General features: G+C 61.6%; 20 protein-coding genes. 4 read left to right on the forward strand and 16 right to left on the reverse strand.

Annotated features, from left to right (window positions below; all coding sequences use genetic code 11):
• Both RWK44_RS30205 and RWK44_RS30210 read left to right on the forward strand, forming a co-directional pair.
• Nucleotides 1–210, forward strand: a 210-nt coding sequence (locus RWK44_RS30205; protein WP_316029866.1) for a hypothetical protein, incomplete at its 5' end; no start/stop codon positions are given.
• Between the two features lie 143 nt (nt 211–353).
• Nucleotides 354–2,294: a M23 family metallopeptidase gene (locus RWK44_RS30210; RefSeq protein ID WP_316029867.1), complete on the forward strand. Its 1,941-nt coding sequence runs from the start codon at nt 354–356 to the stop codon at nt 2,292–2,294.
• Between the two features lie 101 nt (nt 2,295–2,395).
• Here RWK44_RS30210 and clpB read toward each other — a convergent pair whose 3' ends face one another.
• From clpB to RWK44_RS30240, 6 genes are all read right to left on the reverse strand, one after another.
• The gene (clpB, locus tag RWK44_RS30215) at nt 2,396–4,996 is read right to left on the reverse strand and encodes an ATP-dependent chaperone ClpB (protein WP_132611463.1); all 2,601 of its coding nucleotides are present in this window, start codon (nt 4,994–4,996) and stop codon (nt 2,396–2,398) included.
• A gap of 251 nt (nt 4,997–5,247) precedes the next feature.
• The gene (locus RWK44_RS30220; RefSeq protein WP_132611461.1) at nt 5,248–6,009 is read right to left on the reverse strand and encodes a DUF4167 domain-containing protein; all 762 of its coding nucleotides are present in this window, start codon (nt 6,007–6,009) and stop codon (nt 5,248–5,250) included.
• Nucleotides 6,010–6,351: 342 nt separating this feature from the next.
• Complete coding sequence (prmC, locus tag RWK44_RS30225) at nt 6,352–7,212, reverse strand: peptide chain release factor N(5)-glutamine methyltransferase (protein ID WP_221947925.1); 861 nt, start codon at nt 7,210–7,212, stop codon at nt 6,352–6,354.
• A complete protein-coding gene (prfA, locus tag RWK44_RS30230) occupies nt 7,209–8,288 on the reverse strand; it encodes a peptide chain release factor 1 (protein WP_221947926.1) in 1,080 nt (359 codons plus the stop codon). The genes prmC and prfA overlap by 4 nt, the downstream gene beginning before the upstream one ends.
• Nucleotides 8,289–8,316: 28 nt before the next feature.
• The gene (ptsP, locus tag RWK44_RS30235) at nt 8,317–10,584 is read right to left on the reverse strand and encodes a phosphoenolpyruvate--protein phosphotransferase (protein ID WP_316029868.1); all 2,268 of its coding nucleotides are present in this window, start codon (nt 10,582–10,584) and stop codon (nt 8,317–8,319) included.
• Between the two features lie 88 nt (nt 10,585–10,672).
• The gene (locus RWK44_RS30240; RefSeq protein ID WP_011653679.1) at nt 10,673–11,947 is read right to left on the reverse strand and encodes an aspartate kinase; all 1,275 of its coding nucleotides are present in this window, start codon (nt 11,945–11,947) and stop codon (nt 10,673–10,675) included.
• 298 nt (nt 11,948–12,245) lie between these two features.
• On the opposite strand from RWK44_RS30240, the gene ubiG reads away from it, so the two are divergent.
• Nucleotides 12,246–12,992, forward strand: a complete 747-nt coding sequence (gene ubiG / locus RWK44_RS30245; protein ID WP_316029869.1) for a bifunctional 2-polyprenyl-6-hydroxyphenol methylase/3-demethylubiquinol 3-O-methyltransferase UbiG — start codon at nt 12,246–12,248, stop codon at nt 12,990–12,992.
• An 85-nt stretch (nt 12,993–13,077) separates the two neighbouring features.
• Here the strand turns inward: ubiG and RWK44_RS30250 are convergent, their stop codons facing one another.
• Genes RWK44_RS30250 through RWK44_RS30265 form a run of 4 tightly spaced genes read right to left on the reverse strand, consistent with a single transcriptional unit; the run spans nt 13,078 to nt 15,436 of the window.
• Nucleotides 13,078–13,506, reverse strand: coding sequence for a DUF1178 family protein (locus RWK44_RS30250; protein ID WP_017962257.1), 429 nt, complete (start codon nt 13,504–13,506; stop codon nt 13,078–13,080).
• The gene (locus RWK44_RS30255; RefSeq protein WP_151519858.1) at nt 13,503–14,360 is read right to left on the reverse strand and encodes a carbon-nitrogen hydrolase family protein; all 858 of its coding nucleotides are present in this window, start codon (nt 14,358–14,360) and stop codon (nt 13,503–13,505) included. Before RWK44_RS30255 ends, RWK44_RS30250 begins: the two co-directional genes overlap by 4 nt.
• Nucleotides 14,361–14,370: 10 nt before the next feature.
• Nucleotides 14,371–14,628 (reverse strand): glutaredoxin 3, encoded by a 258-nt coding sequence (gene grxC, locus RWK44_RS30260; RefSeq protein WP_011653683.1) that lies wholly within the window; start codon nt 14,626–14,628, stop codon nt 14,371–14,373.
• 31 nt (nt 14,629–14,659) lie between these two features.
• Nucleotides 14,660–15,436, reverse strand: a complete 777-nt coding sequence (locus tag RWK44_RS30265) for a ComF family protein (RefSeq protein WP_017962259.1) — start codon at nt 15,434–15,436, stop codon at nt 14,660–14,662.
• A 77-nt stretch (nt 15,437–15,513) separates the two neighbouring features.
• Here RWK44_RS30265 and RWK44_RS30270 point away from each other — a divergent pair, with 77 nt between their 5' ends.
• A complete protein-coding gene (locus RWK44_RS30270; protein WP_222000723.1) occupies nt 15,514–16,398 on the forward strand; it encodes a methyltransferase domain-containing protein in 885 nt (294 codons plus the stop codon).
• Between the two features lie 15 nt (nt 16,399–16,413).
• On the opposite strand, the gene RWK44_RS30275 is transcribed toward RWK44_RS30270, so the two are convergent.
• The 6 genes from RWK44_RS30275 to RWK44_RS30300 form a co-directional block, all read right to left on the reverse strand.
• Nucleotides 16,414–16,581 (reverse strand): Flp family type IVb pilin, encoded by a 168-nt coding sequence (locus RWK44_RS30275; protein WP_026158900.1) that lies wholly within the window; start codon nt 16,579–16,581, stop codon nt 16,414–16,416.
• Nucleotides 16,582–16,655: 74 nt separating this feature from the next.
• Nucleotides 16,656–16,973: a hypothetical protein gene (locus tag RWK44_RS30280; protein ID WP_003543245.1), complete on the reverse strand. Its 318-nt coding sequence runs from the start codon at nt 16,971–16,973 to the stop codon at nt 16,656–16,658.
• A 126-nt stretch (nt 16,974–17,099) separates the two neighbouring features.
• On the reverse strand, nt 17,100–17,513 hold the full coding sequence (gene mutT, locus RWK44_RS30285) for an 8-oxo-dGTP diphosphatase MutT (RefSeq protein WP_131663301.1): 414 nt from the start codon (nt 17,511–17,513) through the stop codon (nt 17,100–17,102).
• On the reverse strand, nt 17,510–18,316 hold the full coding sequence (locus tag RWK44_RS30290) for a GNAT family N-acetyltransferase (RefSeq protein ID WP_316029870.1): 807 nt from the start codon (nt 18,314–18,316) through the stop codon (nt 17,510–17,512). Before RWK44_RS30290 ends, mutT begins: the two co-directional genes overlap by 4 nt.
• Nucleotides 18,297–19,538: a bifunctional glutamate N-acetyltransferase/amino-acid acetyltransferase ArgJ gene (argJ, locus tag RWK44_RS30295; protein WP_077978064.1), complete on the reverse strand. Its 1,242-nt coding sequence runs from the start codon at nt 19,536–19,538 to the stop codon at nt 18,297–18,299. The genes RWK44_RS30290 and argJ overlap by 20 nt, the downstream gene beginning before the upstream one ends.
• Before the next feature lie 112 nt (nt 19,539–19,650).
• Nucleotides 19,651–20,532 (reverse strand): peptidylprolyl isomerase, encoded by an 882-nt coding sequence (locus RWK44_RS30300; protein ID WP_131663300.1) that lies wholly within the window; start codon nt 20,530–20,532, stop codon nt 19,651–19,653.
• Nucleotides 20,533–20,706: the final 174 nt, after the last annotated feature.

A 20,706-nucleotide genomic window follows, 5' to 3' on the forward strand; every position in this document is an offset into this window, starting at 1 on the left:
GCGCTTTTCGAAAAAATTGATTTTTCTTTCAAGATATTGTTTTTACGGGAAAAATTTCGGACGACGCGCAAATGCGATCATTTCCCGGATTCCGACCGGCCATACACGGCCACGAAAGATGAACGTCTTTCGACTTTTCGTGGAAAGAACGCTCTTTTGTCCCCCGCGCCCCGACATCATCACAATCTGCTGGTCTTAAGAGACACATGATTCACACAGGCAAATGCAGGCAGACTGCCTTTTTCTGAGTGATTTGACTTCCATGCCCAAAATATGCACATCTTTCGCCCCAGCCAGGATGGCCGATACATGCTCCCACAGACGCCTGATGTAAGGACGCGGACCCGACTGCCATGATGACGGAGAAAATGATGATCCGCTCGTTGGGCAACGAGCCTCCGCTTCTGGCCGACGGCAGACGCGCCCCCGACCGGCGCGAAGTTTCCTTGCGCTGGCTCTCGGGCACGTTCCTCACCGGCATTACATCATCCGTCTTGATGGGTGTCGCCCTTTTTGCCGCACTTGACGGCCGCCAGCAATTGGCGATCCCCGCCGAAGCCTATGCGAGTGTTGCGGCAGACGCGCATGAGGATACGACAGTGGTCCGCGGTGGCCGGCTGATCGCGCCCGCCATCGCCGCAAAACCGTCCGACCGTGCCATCATGGAAGTCTCAACCGTCGTCCACGACGGCGAAAAGGAAGTCGTGCGCCGCCAGCCCTTCGCGCACGTGAAGATGACGCTGGCCGCCAACCATGTGGCGACGGAGGACTATCCCGACTTCGATCCTCTGGCGATCTTTTCCGCCGACGAGCCGCAGCCCGCGCCGCAAAGCCGCACAGGCGCGCTTTACGGCTCCGACGTCGAATCCGAAGTCAGCCTGAAGACCATTCCCTTCCCGACCGGCAAGACCAGCATGCAGATGGCATCCGGCCTGTCGCTTGAGGAGGTCGAAGAGAACGTGCGCTCCAACGGCTCGGTGCTAACCGACGGCAACACGCAGCTCGCAGCCCTTTATTACGTCGATCCGCGTCGTTTCTCCAACGAGGACGCCGATGTCGATCTGACCGCCGGTCTGTCCGCCCGCGTGCTCGAACAGAACATGACCGTCTCCGCATCGGAATCGATCACGCCGCAGACCGAAGAATTCGCCGACGACATCCTGCCGGTGCGCATCGACACGCCGATCGCCAAGGCGCTGACGGAGTCAGGCTATCCGCAGCAATATGCCGACGGCATCGCCGGCTATATCGCGCAGCAACTGGGTTCTGGTGATCTCCACAAGGGCGATGTGCTGCGCATCGGCATCATTCAGAAGGGCGAACAGGCAAAGATCATCCGAGCCAGCGTCTACCGCGGCACGCGCCATCTCGTCACCGTGGCCGTCGACGACAAGGGCAGATACGTGCCCGGCAGTGAGCCGCCGATGCTGGATGCCATCGCCACCGCCTTCGATGACAATTCCTTCGCACCTCCCCCCGGCCAGAACCTGCCGCGCGTCTATGACGGCATCTATCGCGCCGCGCTTTCCTACGGCATGACCAAGGATATGACGGCGCTGATCATCAAGCTGCTCGCCAGCAATGTCGATTTCCAGGCGCAGCTGAGGCCGACCGACAGTCTCGAAGCCTTCTTCTCCGTCGCCGACAGCGCCGGTCAGGCGACCGAGGATTCCGAACTGCTCTACGTCAACGCCCGTTTCGGCGATACGCAGACGCGCTTTTACCGCTTCCAGGACCCCGAAGACGGCACGGTCGATTATTTCGACGAGAACGGCAAGAGCATCCGCCAGTTCCTGCTGCGCAACCCGGTTCCGAACGGCATCTTCAAATCGGGCTTCGGCATGCGCCGCCACCCGATCCTCGGTTTCGCCCGCATGCACACCGGCGTCGATTGGGCAGCACCCCGCGGCACGGCAATCATCGCCGCCGGCAACGGCACGGTCGAAAAAGCCGGCTGGGATTCCGGCGGTTATGGCAATCAGACGATCGTGCGCCATGCCAACGGCTATGAATCCTCCTACAATCACCAGAGCGCCATCGCCAAGGGCGTCGTCCCCGGTGCCAAGATCCGCCAGGGCCAGGTGATCGGCTGGGTCGGCACCACAGGGGAATCCACCGGCCCGCACTTGCATTACGAGCTGATCGTCAACGGCACCAAGGTCGATCCGCTGCGCATCCGCCTGCCGGGCGGCAAATCGCTGCAGGGCGAGGCGCTGGCGAAATTCGAAGACGAGCGCAAGCGCATCGATACGCTGCTGAACAACCAGACGCCAGACCAGGTGGCGAGCAAGTAATTTCCATTAAACCGACAAGCTGATGACCCGCCGGTCGTTACTCCCGCCTAACGAAAAATGGCGGCCGAAGCCGCCATTCTCATTCATCCGGCAAACCGTATTTACGCCGCTTCGCTCACCGTCTGCCTTGTCCTGAACTGCAGCCGGTCCGAACCGCTCGTCACCGTCACCGTCGATCCATCCGGCACCTGGCCGGACAGGATCTGCTCGGCCAGCGGATCCTGCACGAACTTCTGGATCACCCGCTTCAGCGGCCTTGCGCCGTAGACCGGATCGTAACCCTTGTTCGCCAGCCAGTGGCGGGCTTCCTCGTCGAGATCGATGACGATCTTGCGCTCGGACAGAAGAGCCACCAGCCGCTTCAGCTGGATATCGACGATCGCGCCCATCTCTTCGCGCTTCAGGCGGTGGAAGAGGATGATCTCATCGATGCGGTTCAGGAATTCCGGCCGGAAATGTCCGCGCACGACCTCCATCACCTGCTCGCGAACCGTGTCGCTGTCGTCGCCGTCCCTCAGCTGCGTCAGATATTCGGCACCGAGGTTCGAAGTCATGATGATCATCGTGTTACGGAAGTCGACTGTCCGGCCTTGACCGTCCGTGAGGCGTCCGTCGTCCAGCACCTGCAGCAGGATGTTGAAGACGTCGGGATGCGCCTTTTCGATCTCATCGAACAGCACGACCTGATAGGGCCTGCGGCGCACCGCCTCCGTCAGCGCCCCGCCTTCGTCATAACCGACATAGCCGGGAGGTGCACCGATAAGCCGGGCAACGGAGTGCTTCTCCATATATTCCGACATGTCCATGCGCACCATCGCCGTTTCGTCGTCGAAGAGGAAGCGGGCGAGCGCTTTGGTGAGCTCCGTCTTGCCGACGCCGGTCGGGCCGAGGAAGATGAACGAGCCGATCGGCCGGTTCGGGTCCTGCAGGCCGGCGCGTGCACGGCGGACGGCGCGCGACACGGCCTGCACCGCATCGCCCTGACCGATCACCGATTTCGCCAGCTCGTCTTCCATCCGAAGCAGCTTGTCGCGTTCGCCCTCCAGCATCCTGTCGACCGGAATGCCGGTCCAGCGGGACACGACATGGGCGATATTGTCGGGGATGACCACCTCCTGCACCATCGCGCCGCGGTCGCCATCCTGCTTCTCGGCATCGACGAGCTGCTTTTCAAGGTCGGGAATGACGCCGTAGGTCAGTTCGCCGGCACGCTGGAATTCGCCTTTGCGCTGGGCGATCGCCAGTTCGTTGCGGGCATCATCGAGCTGTTTCTTGAGATCGGCGGCAAGGCCGAGTTTCTGCTTTTCCGCCTGCCAGCGGGCCGTCAGCGCATCGGCCTGTTCCTCGAGATCGGTCACTTCAGTTTCAAGCCGCTTCAGACGGTCGGCAGACGCGACGTCCGTTTCTTTTTTCAGCGCCTCGCGCTCGATCTTCAGCTGCATGATGCGACGGTCGAGTTCGTCGAGCTCTTCCGGCTTGGAATCAACCTGCATGCGCAACCGCGCCGCCGCCTCGTCCATCAGGTCGATCGCCTTGTCGGGCAGGAAACGGTCGGTGATATAGCGGTTGGAAAGCGTCGCAGCCGCCACCAGCGCCGCATCGGCGATACGCACCTTGTGATGCTGCTCGTATTTTTCCTTCAGGCCGCGCAGGATAGAGATCGTGTCTTCGACCGTCGGTTCGTCGACGACGACGGGCTGGAAGCGGCGGGCAAGAGCCGGATCCTTCTCGACATGTTTGCGATATTCATCGAGCGTCGTCGCGCCGACGCAATGCAGCTCACCTCGGGCAAGGGCGGGCTTCAGCAGGTTCGAGGCGTCCATCGCTCCATCTGCCTTGCCGGCGCCGACCAGCGTATGCATCTCGTCGATGAACAGGATGATCTCGCCGTTTTCCGCCTGGACTTCATTGAGCACGGCCTTCAGCCGCTCCTCGAATTCGCCGCGGTATTTCGCGCCGGCAATCAGCGCGCCCATATCGAGCGCCATCAGTTTCTTGTCCTTGAGCGATTCCGGCACGTCACCGTTGACGATGCGCAGCGCCAGGCCCTCGACGATCGCCGTCTTGCCGACGCCGGGTTCGCCGATCAGCACAGGATTGTTCTTGGTGCGGCGCGAAAGTACCTGGATAGTGCGGCGGATTTCGTCGTCGCGGCCGATCACCGGGTCGAGCCTGCCCTCGCGGGCTTCTGCAGTGAGATCGCGTGCGAACTTTTTCAGTGAGTCGAAACCCTGCTCGGCATTGGAGGAATCCGCCGTCCGACCCTTGCGGATGTCGTTGATGACCTGGTTGAGACCCTGGGCCGTCACGCCTGCGTTCTTCAGCGTCGAAAAGGTCGATGCCGAGGATTCGATCGCCAGCGCCTGCAGCAGGCGCTCGACGGTGACAAAGCTGTCGCCGGCCTTCTTCGCCGCTTCTTCGGCAGTCGAAAGCACCTTGGCGAGAGGTTGTGCCAGATAAATGTTGCCGTTGCCGCCGGAGATCTTCGGCAATTTGGCGAGAGCCGCGTCATTGGCCAGACGGGCGGCCTTGGCATCGCCGCTGGCGCGCTCGATCAGCGACGCCGCCATGCCCTGATCGTCGTCGAGCAGGACTTTTAGCACATGTTCCGGCGTGAATTGCTGGTGACCCTGCGCCAACGCATAGGTCTGGGCGGACTGGATGAAACCGCGCACCCGCTCCGAATATTTCTCGATATTCATATTCTACCTCCATGGATCGCCCTGCCCTGACGAGGCGCAGACCGATGATTGAGATCGACCCCCTGAAAAGGCAGGTCGCGCTTTGCCCGTAAGGGATTCGGGCGAAGCAGTTCGAAGAGAATATGGTAGCCTGTTCTGCGAGTTTAAAGAGCCCATAAAATGAAAATCCCCGGCACAAGGCCGGGGATTTTCAAGCTAATTCGAGTAGATGGCATGAACTTCAGGCTCTCCCCTGAAGGAAAGTGAAATCCTCATTCCGAGGCGACGTCAGCCAGCACTGGCGCCTCGGCAGAGGCACCCTCGCCTTCAGCGGCGGCTTCTTCGCCCTCAGTACCGCGACGCGGGCGACGGGGACGGCTGCCGGTGCTGCGGCGGCGGGGCTGGCGTTCGCGCGGCTGGCCGCCGGCACCTTCCTCGTCCATCGCGACTTCGGCCGGAATGCCTTCGATCTCCGGCTGCGGGCCGGTTCCATCGTTGACCTCGGACTGTGCCGGTGCAGGCGCCTGAGCGGCTACCGGCTTAGGCTGTGCCTGCGGCTGGTGCTGTCTGCTCTGCTGCGGCTGGTGCGACCTGCTCTGCGGTGGCTGGACGATAACGACATCGTCGCCGTCATTGTCATTCTCATTCTCATTGTTGTCCATGTCGTCGCCGTCGCGGTCCGCACCGTCGCGATCATTGTACTCGCCGCGGTCGTCGCGCTGGAAGCGTTCCTGCATCTGCGCTTGGGCGCTGGCGATGATACGATTGTAATGTTCGGCGTGCTGGAGATAGTTCTCGGCCATCACGCGGTCGCCGGAGCTTTGGGCGTCGCGGGCGAGCTGCGCGTATTTTTCGGCGATATGCTGCGCCGTACCGCGAATCTTCACATCGGGGCCGGAGCTGTCATAGGACCGGGTCAGCGGATTGCCGCCCTTGCGGTTGAAATTGTTGTTATTGTTATTTCCGCCGCCGCCGCCGCCGTTATTATTGTTACCACGCCCTCGACCGCGCTTGTTCTGCTGTCCTGGCCTCATAGATCGTTCACCTGAATTCTCTGTTTGTGATGGATACATGGCACCAACCGCCATGACCGGAAAACCGGATCAGGACCTTTGTGCCGCGAGCATACTGCGCCTTTGCGCCGACCTGCCGCTTGGTTCTCAAGTCAGTTTGACTGATTCACGCATTGGGTCGTGTTCAACCGTTGAAACTCTCGTTTAAAAGAGCGGACCCCCGAGGCAAACCAAGTACCGAACGAATCTCGTTCATTCCTCTCTGCCCAACACGTGACCGCAACCTATATTGCTTCACCGGGAAATCCAAGCCTTTTCTTCGCAATAACAATAATGTCTCGTCCAATGCCGCATTATCGTCTTTCACGCGAGCGCGAACACGAGCACCCTGTCGTTCTGACCATAATCTTTCACGGATTTGAGGCACCTGAAGCCTTTCGCTTCAAAGATCGCCGTCACGTCGTTTCGTTGATCGTAGCCGATCTCCAGTCCGACGACCCCATCGGGCCTGATGAACCTTGCCGCATCCTTGGCTATGGCTTTGTAGCCGTCAAGCCCATCCGGGCCGCCATCCAGAGCCGCAGCCGGATCAAATTTAGTCACTTCGGGAGCGAGATCGTGAATGACATTGGAAGCAATATAGGGCGGATTTGAGACAATCGCGTGAAAGGATCCCTGGATGTTCTCGAACCAATTTGACTGTACGGCCTCAAAACGATCCTGCAACCCGTTTCTTTCTGCATTCGATCTTGCCGTTAAAAGTGCATCCGCCGATATGTCGCTGCCGACGCCTGACGCATCGGGACATTCGCTCAAAAGCGCAAGGCATATCGCCCCGGTCCCGGTTCCGATGTCAAGGATATGGAGATGGCTTTGCGCCTTTGCAAGGTCTTTGAGATAGATCAGAACCGTATCGACCAGGATTTCCGTATCCGGCCGCGGTTCCAGCGTTTCCGCCGAAAGCCGAAGCGGCAGGCCGTAGAATTCCCGCTCGCCGAGAATGCGATGCACTGGCTCATGACCGAGCCGCCGCTCCAGCGCCTTGAAAATCAATTCGGCCTGCTCGGCAGAAAGCCTCTCGGCCGATCGCGTCAACAGCTCGGTCGGCGACAGTGTCAGAAGGCCCGCGACAAGCAGCCGCGCATCGGTCGCCGGATCGACGATACCTGCTTCGGTGAAGCGGCGGCGCGCTTCGGCAAGCATATCGGCGACCGTCGAACTCATCGTTGCTCGCCGAGCTGCGCCAGCTGGCTGGCCTGGTAATCGGCCATCAGCGCGTCGACGACCTCCTCGATCTCGCCTTCCATCATCCGGTCGAGCTTATAGAGCGTCAGATTGATGCGATGGTCCGTTATCCGCCCCTGCGGGAAATTATAGGTGCGGATACGTTCCGATCGGTCGCCGGAGCCGACCTGACTCTTGCGATCGGCAGAGCGCTCGCTGTCGGCCCTCTGCCGCTCGGCATCGTAGAGCCTGGAGCGTAGCACCTGCATCGCCTTGGCGCGATTTTGGTGTTGCGATTTTTCCGAACTGGTGACGACGATGCCGCTCGGCAGGTGGGTGATGCGCACCGCCGAGTCCGTCGTATTGACGTGCTGGCCGCCGGCACCCGAAGAGCGCATCGTATCGATGCGGATGTCTTCAGCCCGGATCTCGATGTCGATCTCCTCGGCCTCCGGCAGCACCGCAACCGTTGCGGCCGACGTATGGATACGCCCGCCCGCCTCGGTTTCCGGCACGCGTTGCACGCGATGCACGCCGGATTCGAATTTCAGCTTGGCAAAGACCCCCCTGCCGGTGATCGTCGCAATGATTTCCTTGTAGCCGCCGGCTTCGCCCTCGCTTGCCGAGAGCACCTCCACCTTCCAGCCCTTTTCCGCCGCAAAGCGCTCGTACATGCGAAACAGATCGCCGGCGAAAAGGGCGGCTTCCGAACCGCCCGTGCCGGCGCGGATTTCGAGGATCGCGCTCTTTTCGTCGGCTGCGTCCTTCGGCAGAAGCAGGATCTGCATCTCCTGTTCCAGCGCCTCGATCTGCTCTTTCACCTCGGGCAGCTCCAGCTCGGCGAGGTCGCGCATCTCGCGGTCGACCGATCTGTCCTCGAGCAGCGTTTCCAAGTCGGCAAGCTCGGCGACGGCCTTCTCATAGACGCGGATCTTCGTCACGACAGGCTGCAGCTCGGAATATTCGGATGCGAGCTTCACATAGACATCGGCAGCCGGACCAGCCGACATGCGCGCCTCGATCTCGCCGAAACGGCGTTCCAGTTCGCGCATCTTTTCAACGGGAAGCTTCGCCACCCTTCACTCCGATTCTTCTTTTATCTGTCTAAAGGGGAATATTGTGGCTCTCGGCGAAGCGGGCAAGCACCTCGCGCATCGGCATCAAGGCATGGTGATCGTCCAGCACCTCGTCCATCGCCTTCGTCAGTGCCCCGACGTCGAGCCCGAGCAGCATCGCCTTCACCGGTCCGATCGAGGCCGGCGACATCGAGATCGAGCGGAAGCCAATGCCGAGCAGCGCCATCGCCGAGATCGGTTTGCTGGCGAGTTCGCCGCAGAGCGTCACCGGCGTCTTGTTCCTGTCCGCCCCGCGCACGATATCGCGCAGGATGCGCAAGAACGGTTTGCTGAGCGGATCGAACCTGTCCGAGACCCGTGCATTGCCGCGATCGACCGCCATCGCGAACTGGAAGAGATCGTTCGAGCCGACCGAGACGAAATCGACCGCCTCCATCAACTCATCGAGCTGCCAAAGCAGCGCAGGCACCTCCAGCATCGCGCCGAATTGCAGCTTGCGCGGCAGACCGTGGCCGAAGCGCGAGAGATGCTGCACTTCCTTCTGCAACAGCTCGCGCACCATCTTCAGCTCGGAAACCTCGGTCACCATCGGCACCATCAGCTTCAGCTCGGTGTCGGCCGATGCCTTCAGCAGGGCGCGCAACTGGGTGCGCAACAGCCCCGGCCGGTCGAGCGACAACCGGATGGCGCGCCAGCCGAGGGCGGGATTTTCTTCCTCATGACCACGGAAATACGGCACCACCTTGTCGCCGCCGATATCGAGCGTACGGAAGGTAACGGTGCGGCCCGCCGCCTGTTTTATCACATTGCGATAGAACTGCTCCTGCTCCTCCGCCTTCGGCATGGTGGAGGCGATCATGAACTGCAGCTCGGTGCGGAAGAGGCCGATGCCCTCGGCGCCCGATTCCGAAAGCTGCGGCAGGTCGACCAGCAGGCCGGCATTCATCATCAGCGCGATCCGCTGCCCATCCTTGGTCACCGGCTCGACGGCGCGCAGCGCCCGGAACTGCTCCTGCCGCCTGGCGCGGAAGCGGACCTTTTCCTCGTAGGAACGCCGGTGATCGGCCATCGGCCGCAGATGCACATGTCCCTCGTCGGCGTCGATGATCACGGCATCGCCGTTCTCGGCGAGCGCCACCACGCCCGCTGCCTGACCGATGACCGGAATGCCCATGGCCCGCGCGACGATCACCACGTGGCTCGTCACCGCCCCTTCTTCCAGCACCAGCCCGCGGACATTGGCACGCGGGTAATCGAGCAGTTCGGCTGCTCCCATCGCGCGCGCCAGGATGATCGCATCGCTGGGGAAACCTTCGCCGGTCGTCCGGCCGGTATAGCCGGTCAACTGTCTGAGCAGACGGTTCGCCAGATCCTCGAAATCGTGCATGCGCTCGCGCAGATAAGGGTCGGTCAACCGCATCATCCGCGCCTTGGTGTCGCTCTGCACTTTCTCGACCGCCGCTTCCGCCGTCAGGCCGTTGCGGATCGCCTCCTCGAGCTTGCGCACCCAGCCCTGGTCATGTGCAAACATGCGATAGGTTTCGAGCACCTCGCGATGTTCGCCCTCCATCGACACGTCGCGACGCGACAGCATGTCGTCGATCGAAATCCTGAGCGAGCCCATGGCTTCGGCCAACCGCCGGATTTCCTTCTCCGCATCCTCGTTCAGCAGATTGGTGACGACAATGCGCGGCTCGTGCAGCACGACGTAACCGAGGCCGATGCCGTCATTATAAGTATCGCCGTCGACGGTGACCGAACGCGTCAGGTCGAGTTCGAGGCCCGGCTTGGTGATCTTCTTGAGCTCGCCGGTGGCGATCATCTCTGCAAGCACCATCGCCGTCGTCTCGAGCGCTTCCAGCTCTTCCTCGCGATAGTTGCGGCTTGCCTTGTTCTGCACGACGAGAACGCCAAGCGAGCGCCCGGTCCTGAGGATCGGCACGCCGAGGAAGGAATGATAGATTTCTTCGCCCGTTTCCGGCAGGTAGCGGAAGGCAGGGTGCGACTGCGCGTCGGAAAGGTTCAACGGCTGGGCCGAGGCCGCGATGGTGCCGACCAGGCCTTGCCCCATCTTCAATTGCGCCAAGTGTACGGCCTCCCGGTTGAGGCCTTCGGTCGCATAGAGTTCGAGGACGCCGTCGGCGCGCAGCACATAGACGGAGCAAACCTCCGCCACCATGTTGCCGGCGATCTGGCGAACGATCCGGTCAAGACGCTCCTGCGGCTCCAGCGGCTCCGCCATCAACTCGCGCAGCCGCCTGAGCAGCACGCGCGGACCGCCGGAAAGGTCTCTCATGGCGTCTCAAGCTCCCGAAACAACGCACTTAGTCCCGGCGGGCCGGCCTCATCTCCTCAACCTGAAGGGGCAGGCCGCCCGCTGGGAATCAATTCTTATCCAGACCGTAGCAGGAATGCAAAGTCCTGACAGCGAGTTCTGCATAGGGACCGTCGATCAGGATGGAAATCTTGATCTCGGAGGTGGTGATCGCCTTGATGTTGATGCCTTTTTCGGCAAGTGCACGAAATGCGGTAGCGGCAACGCCCGCATGGCTGCGCATGCCGATACCGATGACCGATACTTTCACCAGCCCCGATTCGTTCTGCACGACATCGTAGCCGATCTTCTCCTTATGGTCGCCGAGCACCTTGATCGCCTTCTCGACGTCGCCTGACGGCACGGTAAAGGTCATGTCGGTCTTCGACCCGTCCTCGGAAATATTCTGGACGATCATGTCGACATTGATATGGGATTCGGCGAGCGGCCCGAAGATCGCCGCGGAAACGCCCGGCCGATCGGCAAGACGGCGAAGCGAGATCTGAGCCTCATCCTTGGCATAGGCGATGCCGGTGACTACTTCCTGTTCCACGATTTCATCCTCGTCACAAATCAGCGTTCCGGGCGGGTTCAGCAGATCGCCCATGCCCGGAGCATCGGGATCTTCGAATGATGAGCGCACGAAGGTGCGCACCTTATGCACCATGGCAAGCTCGACCGAGCGCACCTGTAGTACCTTGGCGCCGAGCGAGGCCATTTCCAGCATTTCCTCAAAGGCGATCTTCTTCAGCCTGCGCGCCTTCGGTACGATGCGCGGGTCGGTCGTGTAGACGCCGTCGACATCGGTATAGATATCGCAGCGATCCGCCTTGACAGCTGCCGCGATTGCGACCGCCGAAGTGTCCGATCCGCCGCGTCCGAGCGTCGCGATACGGTTGTCGGGTCCCAACCCCTGGAAGCCGGAGATGACGGCGACCTGTCCCTCGCCCATCCGCTTGACGATGTCGGAGCCGTCGATCTCCATGATCCGTGCCGCGCCATGCGCATTGTCGGTGCGGATCGGGATCTGCCATCCCTGCCAGGAACGCGCATTGATATCCATCGCCTGCAATGCGATCGCCAGCAGACCGGAGGTCACCTGCTCGCCGGATGCGACCACCGCGTCATATTCCCGCGCATCGTAAAACGGAGAATTGGCGCCGATCACCTTCGGCGTGCCCTGGACCCAGCCGACCAGTTCATTGGTCTTGCCGGACATGGCCGAGACGACCACCGCCACCTCGTGCCCGGCATCGACTTCGCGTTTTACGTGGCGGGCAACGTTCTTGATGCGGTCCAGGTCAGCGACGGACGTGCCGCCGAATTTCATTACGATACGTGCCATATGCCTCTACCACGACTGGCGCCGGGAAAGCGGAAAACCGGACCCGGCATCACGAAAGCTTTGGGGCAGACCGCTTGGGCCAGAGAGCCGGATTCCCAACTTCCGGAACCGCTCTAAAAGCCCAGGCCCCAAAGACCCCAAGTTGCGGCGTCTCTTAGCGAGTTTGGCGGGGGGAGGCAAGCACGCGCGATAAAAGCTATTGGCGAGCGGTTCCGCGCTCACCAATCCTCTGATCTGCGCCCCTTGACTTATGCCCCCGATCGTCCGACTTCACATGTCACGAATGAAGGAGTGGACGATGACGGAAGGCGCCAGAAGCACGATCGACCAGGGCGAAGTGGACCGCTTCTCGGCGATGGCGGCGGAGTGGTGGAGCCCGACCGGCAAGTTCAAACCGCTGCACAAGTTCAATCCCGTTCGGCTCGCCTATATCCGTGACAAGGCCTGCGAGAATTTCAGCCGTGATCCGAAAAGCGCGCGCCCGCTGGAGGGGCTGCGCGTGCTCGATATCGGCTGCGGCGGCGGCCTGTTGTCCGAACCTGTCGCCCGCATGGGCGCTTCCGTCGTCGGCGCCGATCCGTCCGAGAAGAATATCGGCATCGCCTCCACTCATGCGAAGGCCTCCGGCGTCTCGGTCGACTATCGCGCCGTCACCGCTGAGGAACTCACTGAGGCTGGCGAGACTTTCGATATCGTCTTGAATATGGAAGTTGTCGAACACGTCGCCGATGTCGAATTCTTCATGACCACCTGCGCGAAAATGGTCCGCCCCGGCGGCTTGATCTTCGTTGCCACCATCAACCGCACGATGAAGGCGGCAGCACTTGCCATCTTCGCCGCCGAGAACATTCTGCGCTGGCTGCCGCGCGGCACGCATCAGTATGAAAAGCTGGTACGCCCGGAAGAACTGGAAAAGCCGCTGGTGGCGAGCGGCCTTGAGATCACCGACCGCACCGGCGTCTTCTTCAATCCGCTGTCGAACCAGTGGAACCTGTCCAAGGATATGGACGTAAATTATATGCTGCTGGCGAAGCGACCGGCATAGTTTCCTCCGCCAGTAAGCCGGCTACACTTTCAGCAGCTCGACATGCAGGCTGAAATTGCAGACGGCCAGACGCGCGGACTGCATGTCAGTTCACGTCTTCCGGCAAAACCGGAATGGCTGCGATCTCGATGCCCTCTTCCAAGAGCGCCTGCGCCTCGTCGACCGTCGCCTGGCCGATGATGCCGCGGGCATCCGCCTCACCATAGTGGATCTTGCGGGCTTCTTCGGGAAACTGCGTGCCGACGTCCTCGGAATTGGCCTTGACCGCCGCAACGGCCTCCTTGAGTTTTTGCAGGGCCTCGCGGCGCATGGCGTCCATCGCCAGCGTCTGCATCTTGTCTTTCCCACGCGCGGTCGATACCGAAGGCGCCATCAACAGCTTGGAAATGGCGGCGGAATGACAGACCGGGCAGGTCAGGAAACCGGTTTCGAGCTGACGGTCGAAATCGGCGCTTTCCGAAAACCAGCCTTCGAATTCATGGGCATTGTCACAGGTGAGGGAATAGCGGATCAAGCGGCGACGCCTCCGGCGATTGCGCCCGCAATCTTCTCGACCGAGAATTCCCGGCCATTCCTCAGGTTCGGGATCTTGTCATGTGCGGCCTTGACCGCACTCGGATCGATCTCGGCGACGATGACCGCCTCGCCGGTGGCACCGGCCGACGCCAGCACCGTGCCCCAGGGATCGATGATCATCGAATGGCCGAAAGTCTCGCGCCCATCCTCATGCCGGCCGGCCTGCGCGGCGGCGATGACGAAGACCCCGTTCTCGATCGCGCGTGCCCTGAGCAGGATCTCCCAATGCGCCTCGCCGGTCTGCTTGGTGAAGGCGGCAGGAACTGTCATCACCTCGGCGCCGGCAACCGCCTGGGCGCGGAAGAGTGCGGGAAACCGCACATCGTAGCAGATTGCAAAGCCCATTTCGGCAAAGGGCAGCGACAGGACGCGGGCCTCCGAGCCGGCCGTATAGGCGGCACTTTCACGCCAGCTCTCGCCATTGTCGAGGTCGACGTCGAACATGTGGATCTTGTCGTAACGATTGAGGATCTTACCGTCGGGGCCGAACAGGAAACCGCGATTGGCGATTTTGCCGTCGGCAAGGGCGATCGCCGTCGAACCGACATGCATGTGGATGCCGAGTTCCCTGGCGAGATCTGAGCCGGTCTTGACGATGATGTCATGCGCCTCGTCGGCAAGCACGGCGCGTGCCGCTGTACGGTCGCGCTGCAGCATGCCAGTCATTTCGGGCGTCTGCACATAGGTCGCGCCCTGGCCAGCGGCCTCGCGTACCAGCCGCGCCATGGCGGCGGCATTCCTCGCCGGATCGACCCCGGAGCACATCTGGACGGCGGCGGCCTTGAAGCTCATCGGTTCTTCCTCAGGCTGCCAGCATCGGGTCGAGCTTGCCGGCCCGATCGAGCGCAAAGAGATCGTCGCAACCGCCGACATGATCGGCGCCGATGAAGATCTGCGGAAAAGTGGTACGGCCGTTCGACTTGCCGATCATCTCCTGGCGAAGATCCGGCGAAAAGGTCGCGTCGTGCTCGACATATTCGACACCCTTTTCCTCGAGAAGGGACTTGGCGCGGGTGCAATAGCCGCAGAACTGCCGTGTATAGATTGTGACGGGTACCATAATCTCTCCAGACCGATGCCGGGTATTTCTGTCATATAGGCTCGGAGAGAGCCCTTGCAAAGGTCAAAACCGTTATGTCGGCCGCACCCGCCTTGCGTAGCGTCCGGCTTGCCGCAGCGACCGTCGCCCCTGTTGTATAGACGTCGTCGATAAGGACTATGCGCTTGCCGAAAATGTCGTTTTCGCAGCCCTTGGCGATCGCAAAAGCGCCCCTGACATTGTCTTCTCGCGCCTTGGCGCCAAGGCCGACCTGCTGGCTGGTGCGCTTGACGCGCATAAGCGTGGCAGCCAGCAGCGGCTTGCCCGAGAGCCTTGCCATATGGCGGGCAAGCTCGGCTGCCTGGTTGAACTTGCGCGCCAGCATACGGCTACGGTGCAGCGGCACCGGGATCAGCGCATCGCAGCTTTCGACCGTCCCGTCGGAAGCGCGCAGCATCCAGGCTGCCATCATCGGCGCCAGATCGGTGCGATCGCGATATTTGAGCCCATGGACGAGATCGCGGACCGCGTGGTCGTGGGTCGCAGCCGACCGCAGCCGGTCGAAGGGCGGCGGGTTGGCGATCGCCTCGGCGCTGAGGATCCCGGCGCCGAGATCGTGCGAGAAGGGAATGCCGAGCACTTCGCAATAGGGCCGTTCGATGAAGCGGATACCGGACCAGCATTTCGCACAGAGCCCGCGATGGCCGCCGGTCGAAATGCCGCAGACGGAACAGGCCGGCGGATAGAAGAAATCGGCAAGCGCCGAAAACGGCCGCAAGAGATGCGTGCGCAAGAATTCTGCCGGTCTTTTCAATTCGATTGGCCCCATGCCGCAGAGACTAGCGCGTTCTCCACGAAAGGAAAATCGTCTTGCCGCACAGACGGCGCGGGACTAAGGACATCGCCATGGATACGATCTTCGACAGAGCCCTGATCGCCGCACATCGCCATCGCGCGCTTGCCAACAACGATCCGAAAGCCGCCTTCCTGCTCGACATCGTCGCTGAGGAAATGGGCGAAAGGCTTTCCGTGGTCGAGCGGACTTTCGGGACCGCCGTCGAACTGCATGGCGCGACCGGTGCTGCCGCCCGGGCCGCGCTGGCAACAGGCAAGATCGGTACGATGATCCGCGTTGAAAGCGAGAAGGCCTATGCCGGGCCGGACGAAATCTTGATCGAGGCGCCGCTCGAGGACGTGCCGCTCGAACCGCAATCGGCCAATCTCATCCTTGCGCCGCTTAGCCTGCATCTGACCAACGATACGCCGGGTGTCTTCATCCAGATCCGCCGCGCCCTGAAGCCGGACGGCCTTTTCCTGGCCGCGATCCCCGGCGCCGGCACCCTGCAGGAACTGCGCGACGTGCTGCTGACCGCCGATGTCGAGATGACAGGTGGCGCAAGCCCGCGTGTCATTCCCTTCGCCGATGTGCGCGATGTCGGCAGCCTCATGCAGCGCGCCGGCTTCACGTTGCCGGTGATCGATGCGGAGAATTATACGGTGCGCTATGATTCGCTCTTTCCGCTGATGCGGGATCTGAGAGCGATGGGCATGAGCAATCCGCTTGCAGCCCGCGCCCGGATGCCACTGACGCGCGCCTTCTTCCTGCGCGCAGCGGAGATCTACGCCGAACGTTATGCCGATCCCGACGGACGTATCCGCGCCACCTTCTCGATCATCTATGTCTCGGGATGGGCTGCCCACGAGAGCCAGCAAAAGCCGCTCAAGCCGGGTTCGGCCAAGGCGCGCCTTGCCGATGCACTGAAGGTGGACGAACACAAGCTCAAGCAGTGAGGGCCGGCGGCTTCTTCAATTCACCGTCATATTGTTATTGATCACGTTGAAGACGCCTTGCAAGGCGCCGGTGAAGACCCCGAGACCAGAGACGAGCGCGCCACAAATGAGGGCGGCTATCAAGCCATACTCAATTGCCGTCGCACCTCTGTTATCTGCAAGAAATGCTTTCAAAATACGCATTATTTCGCGACCCTCTGAGCGAAACCGACGGCAAACGACCAATTCCACGGCCATCGGGCGACGGCCGGTATTTTTCAGCAACCGGCGCCGACGCCGTAGCCCTGGACGACACAGACCGAGCCGGGCGTATCCTGGAGGACACTGCGGCGGATCGTATAACGCTTGCCACTTTCGCTCTTGGGGATCGATCCCGTCGTGATCGTATCGAAATCCGCCGGAGCACTGGCAAAGACGCTTTTCTTCGAGGAATCCGCAAGCATTGGCGTCAGAATAAGCGTCAGCGCGACTACCGCCGTGCCGAACAGGAGGGCGATATTCAGCGCACCCGTCCTGCGCGAGGCAGACGAGGCCCGTTCCTTTTCCCGGACAGCTTTCCAGAAATCATCGTCCATGACGTCAAGCCTTTTAATACACGCACGCCAGATGCTTGATTGAGGCCGATCTTTGGCAGAAGGTGTTAAACGATCCATTAATATCCACAGCCGAAAATGGTGTGGCACAATAATAATCAGATAATGCTAAAGTAAATCCTGCAACATCGGAATGAGCGGCTCGTCGGCCGGAGGCATCGGATATTCGCGCAGCGCCTGCGGGCGCACCCATTTCAGCGCCTGGCCCTCGCGGCCCAGGGGAATGCCCTCATAGCGCCGGCAGATATAAAGCGGCATCAAAAGGTGGAAGGTCTCGTAGGAGTGGCTGGCAAAGGTAAGCGGCGCGAGGCAGGCGATCTTGGTGTGGATGCCGAGCTCTTCCTCGAGCTCGCGCACCAGCGTTTCCTCCGGCGTCTCGCCCGGCTCGACCTTGCCGCCGGGAAACTCCCACAACCCGGCAAGCGACTTTCCCTCGGGGCGCTGTGCCAACAGGATACGCCCGTCGGCATCGATCAGCGCACAGGCAGCGACCAGCAGTATCTTCCGGCCCGCCTCGCTCATCGCGGCTCCTGCTGCCAATAGCAATAATGATAGGCGTCGCGAAAACCGAGGCGCTCATAAAGTGCGATGGCCGGACGGTTGGACAGCTTCACCTGCAGCCAGGCCGAACGGGCGCTGCGCATGCGCGCCCAGCGCAGCGCCGAGGTGAGGATTTCGATGCCGAGCCCCTCGCGCCGCCGTGCCTCGGAGACCGAAAGCGACATGATGCCGGCAAGGTCGTTATCCTGGACACAGAGCACGGTCGCAAGCGGGCCGTCCACCGCGTTCTCGATCATGAACAGGCCGGATGGTGGCTTGATCGCCGAAATGATTTCGGCAAGCGCCGGCTTCAGCCTCAGTGGCGCCCGGTCGACGGCGAGGTTGGCGTCAACGAAACGGCCGACATCATGGGTCGGCAGGTGATCGAGCGTATCCGGCAGCTCCGCCGCGGCGAGGTCGCAGGTCATCACCACCGTATCGTCGAAGCGCGTCCAGTTCTGCGCGCGCAGAAGTTCGATCAGCACCGGCGAGGCAAGCGGCGTCTGGCGGACCACGGCGGCGCGGCCATAGGCCTCGAACTTCCGGCTCGCCTTTTCCAGGCGGATTTCGACGTCGCGATGATCCGAGGGATCGAGCGGCACGATCGAGTTCAGCCGGTTGGACGGATGACCGGCCGTCAGCCGCACCTGCCAGCTGCCGTCATATTGCACCGAAGCCGCCGGCCAGGCGCGGAAGCCAACGGCCTCCAGCCTGCGCACCAGTGGCAGATTGTGTGAGGAAATGGATGCCTGCGCCAATGAACGATCAGCTCCGATAGTCGCCATTGATGGCAACATATTCCTTGGTGAGGTCGCAGGTCCAGACGGTTGCCGAACCAGTGCCGAGCCCGATATCGACTTTGACGGGGATATCCTGCGCCTTCATGACGTCCGAGGCCGCCGCCTCGGAATAATCGGGATCACGCTCGCCATTGACGGCGACCCTGATATCGCCGAACCAGATGGCGAGCCGGTCGCGATCGGCCATCTCGCCGGATTTGCCGACGGCCATGACGATACGGCCCCAATTGGCGTCTTCGCCGGCGGCCGCCGTCTTGACCAGCGGCGAATTGGCGATCGACAGCGCGATGCGCTTGGCGGCGGCATCGCTCTCGGCCCCCGTCACGGTGATTTCGAGCATCTTGGTGGCACCCTCGCCGTCGCGCACCACCTGCAGCGACAGATCCTTCAGCACTTCGTTGAGCGCGGCCCGGAAGGCGGCAAGCCGCGGGTCGTCGGCGCGTTCGATGCGGGCCTGGCCGTCCTCGGCCGCCGCACCCGTCGCAAACAGCATCAGTGTGTCCGAGGTGGAGGTGTCGCTGTCGACGGTCATGGAATTGAAGGTCGGGCCGACGCCGTCGGACAGCAGCGCCTGCAGCGCGGCAGGCGCAATGTCGGCATCGGTGACGACGAAGGAGAGCATCGTTGCCATATCAGGCGCGATCATGCCGGCACCCTTGGCGATACCGTTGATCGTCACGGCCACACCGCCGATCTCGGCGCTGCGGGTCGAAACCTTCGGATAGGTGTCGGTCGTCATGATCGCCTTGGCGGCCTCGAACCAGAAATCGCCGGTCGCTTCGACCTGCATCCGATCTAGAACGCCTGCGAATTTGGTGGCATCGAGCGGCTCGCCGATGACCCCGGTCGAGGCCAGGTAGACCTCGTTTTCGGCGCAGCCGACGGCAGCGGCAGCCGACTTCGCCGTCAGCGCGGTCGCCTGGCGGCCCTTCAGGCCGGTGAAAGCATTGGCATTGCCTGAATTGACGACAACGGCACGCGCGCTGCCATGGGGGAGATTGGCCCGGCAGAAATCGACCGGCGCCGACGGGCATTTCGAGCGGGTAAAGACGCCCGCGACAGCCGCCGGCTTATCGAAGACCATCATCAGCACGTCGGTGCGGTTCTTGTACTTGATGCCGGCGGAAGCCGTCGCCAGGCGCACGCCGCGCAGCGGCGGCATCGAGACGAAGGATTTCGGAGCGAGCGGAGAGACGGAACCGGACATGATGAGACCTGCCAATGAGCATTTCCAGGCGAAATGGAAACCGGTTCGCCGTCCGGAAATGCGACAACCACGATAGTGAAGGGCCCGGAAGAACCGGGCCCTGATGCGACTATTACTGCTGCGGCACCGGCGCGACGGGCTCGCTGCCCGGCTCCGGCTGTTTGTTTGCCTGGTCGTAACCCTTGCGCAGCGTCTCGTCCGTGATCTCGATCTTGGCGGACGCCTTCGCCTGGTTCAGAAGCGCAAGATACTTGTCGCGCATGACGAGTTGACGAACCTGATCCTGCACCTGCTCGAAGGGCGGCGGCGGGGCATCGCGCTTATCTTCGACCTTGATGACATGGAAGCCGAAATCGGTCTTGACGGGCGTCTTGGAATAGGTGCCCTTCTCAAGCGCGAAGGCTGCGTCTTCGAATTCCTTGACCATCCGGCCGCGCGAGAAATAGCCGAGATCGCCGCCTTCCGACTTGTTCGGATCGGTGGACTTTTCCTTGGCGAGTTCGGCGAAATCCTTGCCGGCGTCGAGCTGCTTGATGATGTCCTTGGCTTCGTCCTCGGTCTTGACGAGGATATGACGGGCGTGGACTTCCTCCTGCTTCGGCAGGGCAGCGACTTCCTTGTCGTAGCGGGCCTTGACTTCGTCAGGCGTCACGATGTCGACGACATGCTTCTTGAAATAGGCATTGTGAAGCTCGCGGTCGGAGAGATACTGCATGCGCTTCTTGAATTCGTCGGTCTGATCAAGCTTCTCGGCCGCAGCATCGGCGGCGAGCAGCTTCACGTCAATGGCGGCGGAAAGGGCTGCGACCTTCTTCTGGTCATCGGGAAGCTGCGCCAGCTGGGGGTCGAGATTGGCGACGGCGAGGTCGAGTTCCGACTGATGGATCTCCAGGGTGCCAACCTTGGCGATGACGGCGTCATCGGCATAGGCCGGGGCCTGGAGCGCAACAAAGGTTGCAAACGCCAGAACGGCAAGTTTGTTGGTGCTCAACATGAAATACCCTTCACAGTTACATTGCCGGTTTCAGCATCCCCTGAATCCAGCCCAAAATAGCCATCAACACCGGATTGTGGCCTTTCTGTATCCGCCAAATCCGTTGACATCATTCGACCCCCCTCTTATCTGTCACGCAACCTCGCGTCCAGAACAGTTTCCGGGCGTTTTAAG

The sequence above is a fragment of the Rhizobium sp. 25PS6 genome (assembly GCF_032464655.1).
In the GTDB taxonomy this organism is placed as follows: Bacteria; Pseudomonadota; Alphaproteobacteria; order Rhizobiales; family Rhizobiaceae; genus Rhizobium; species Rhizobium laguerreae.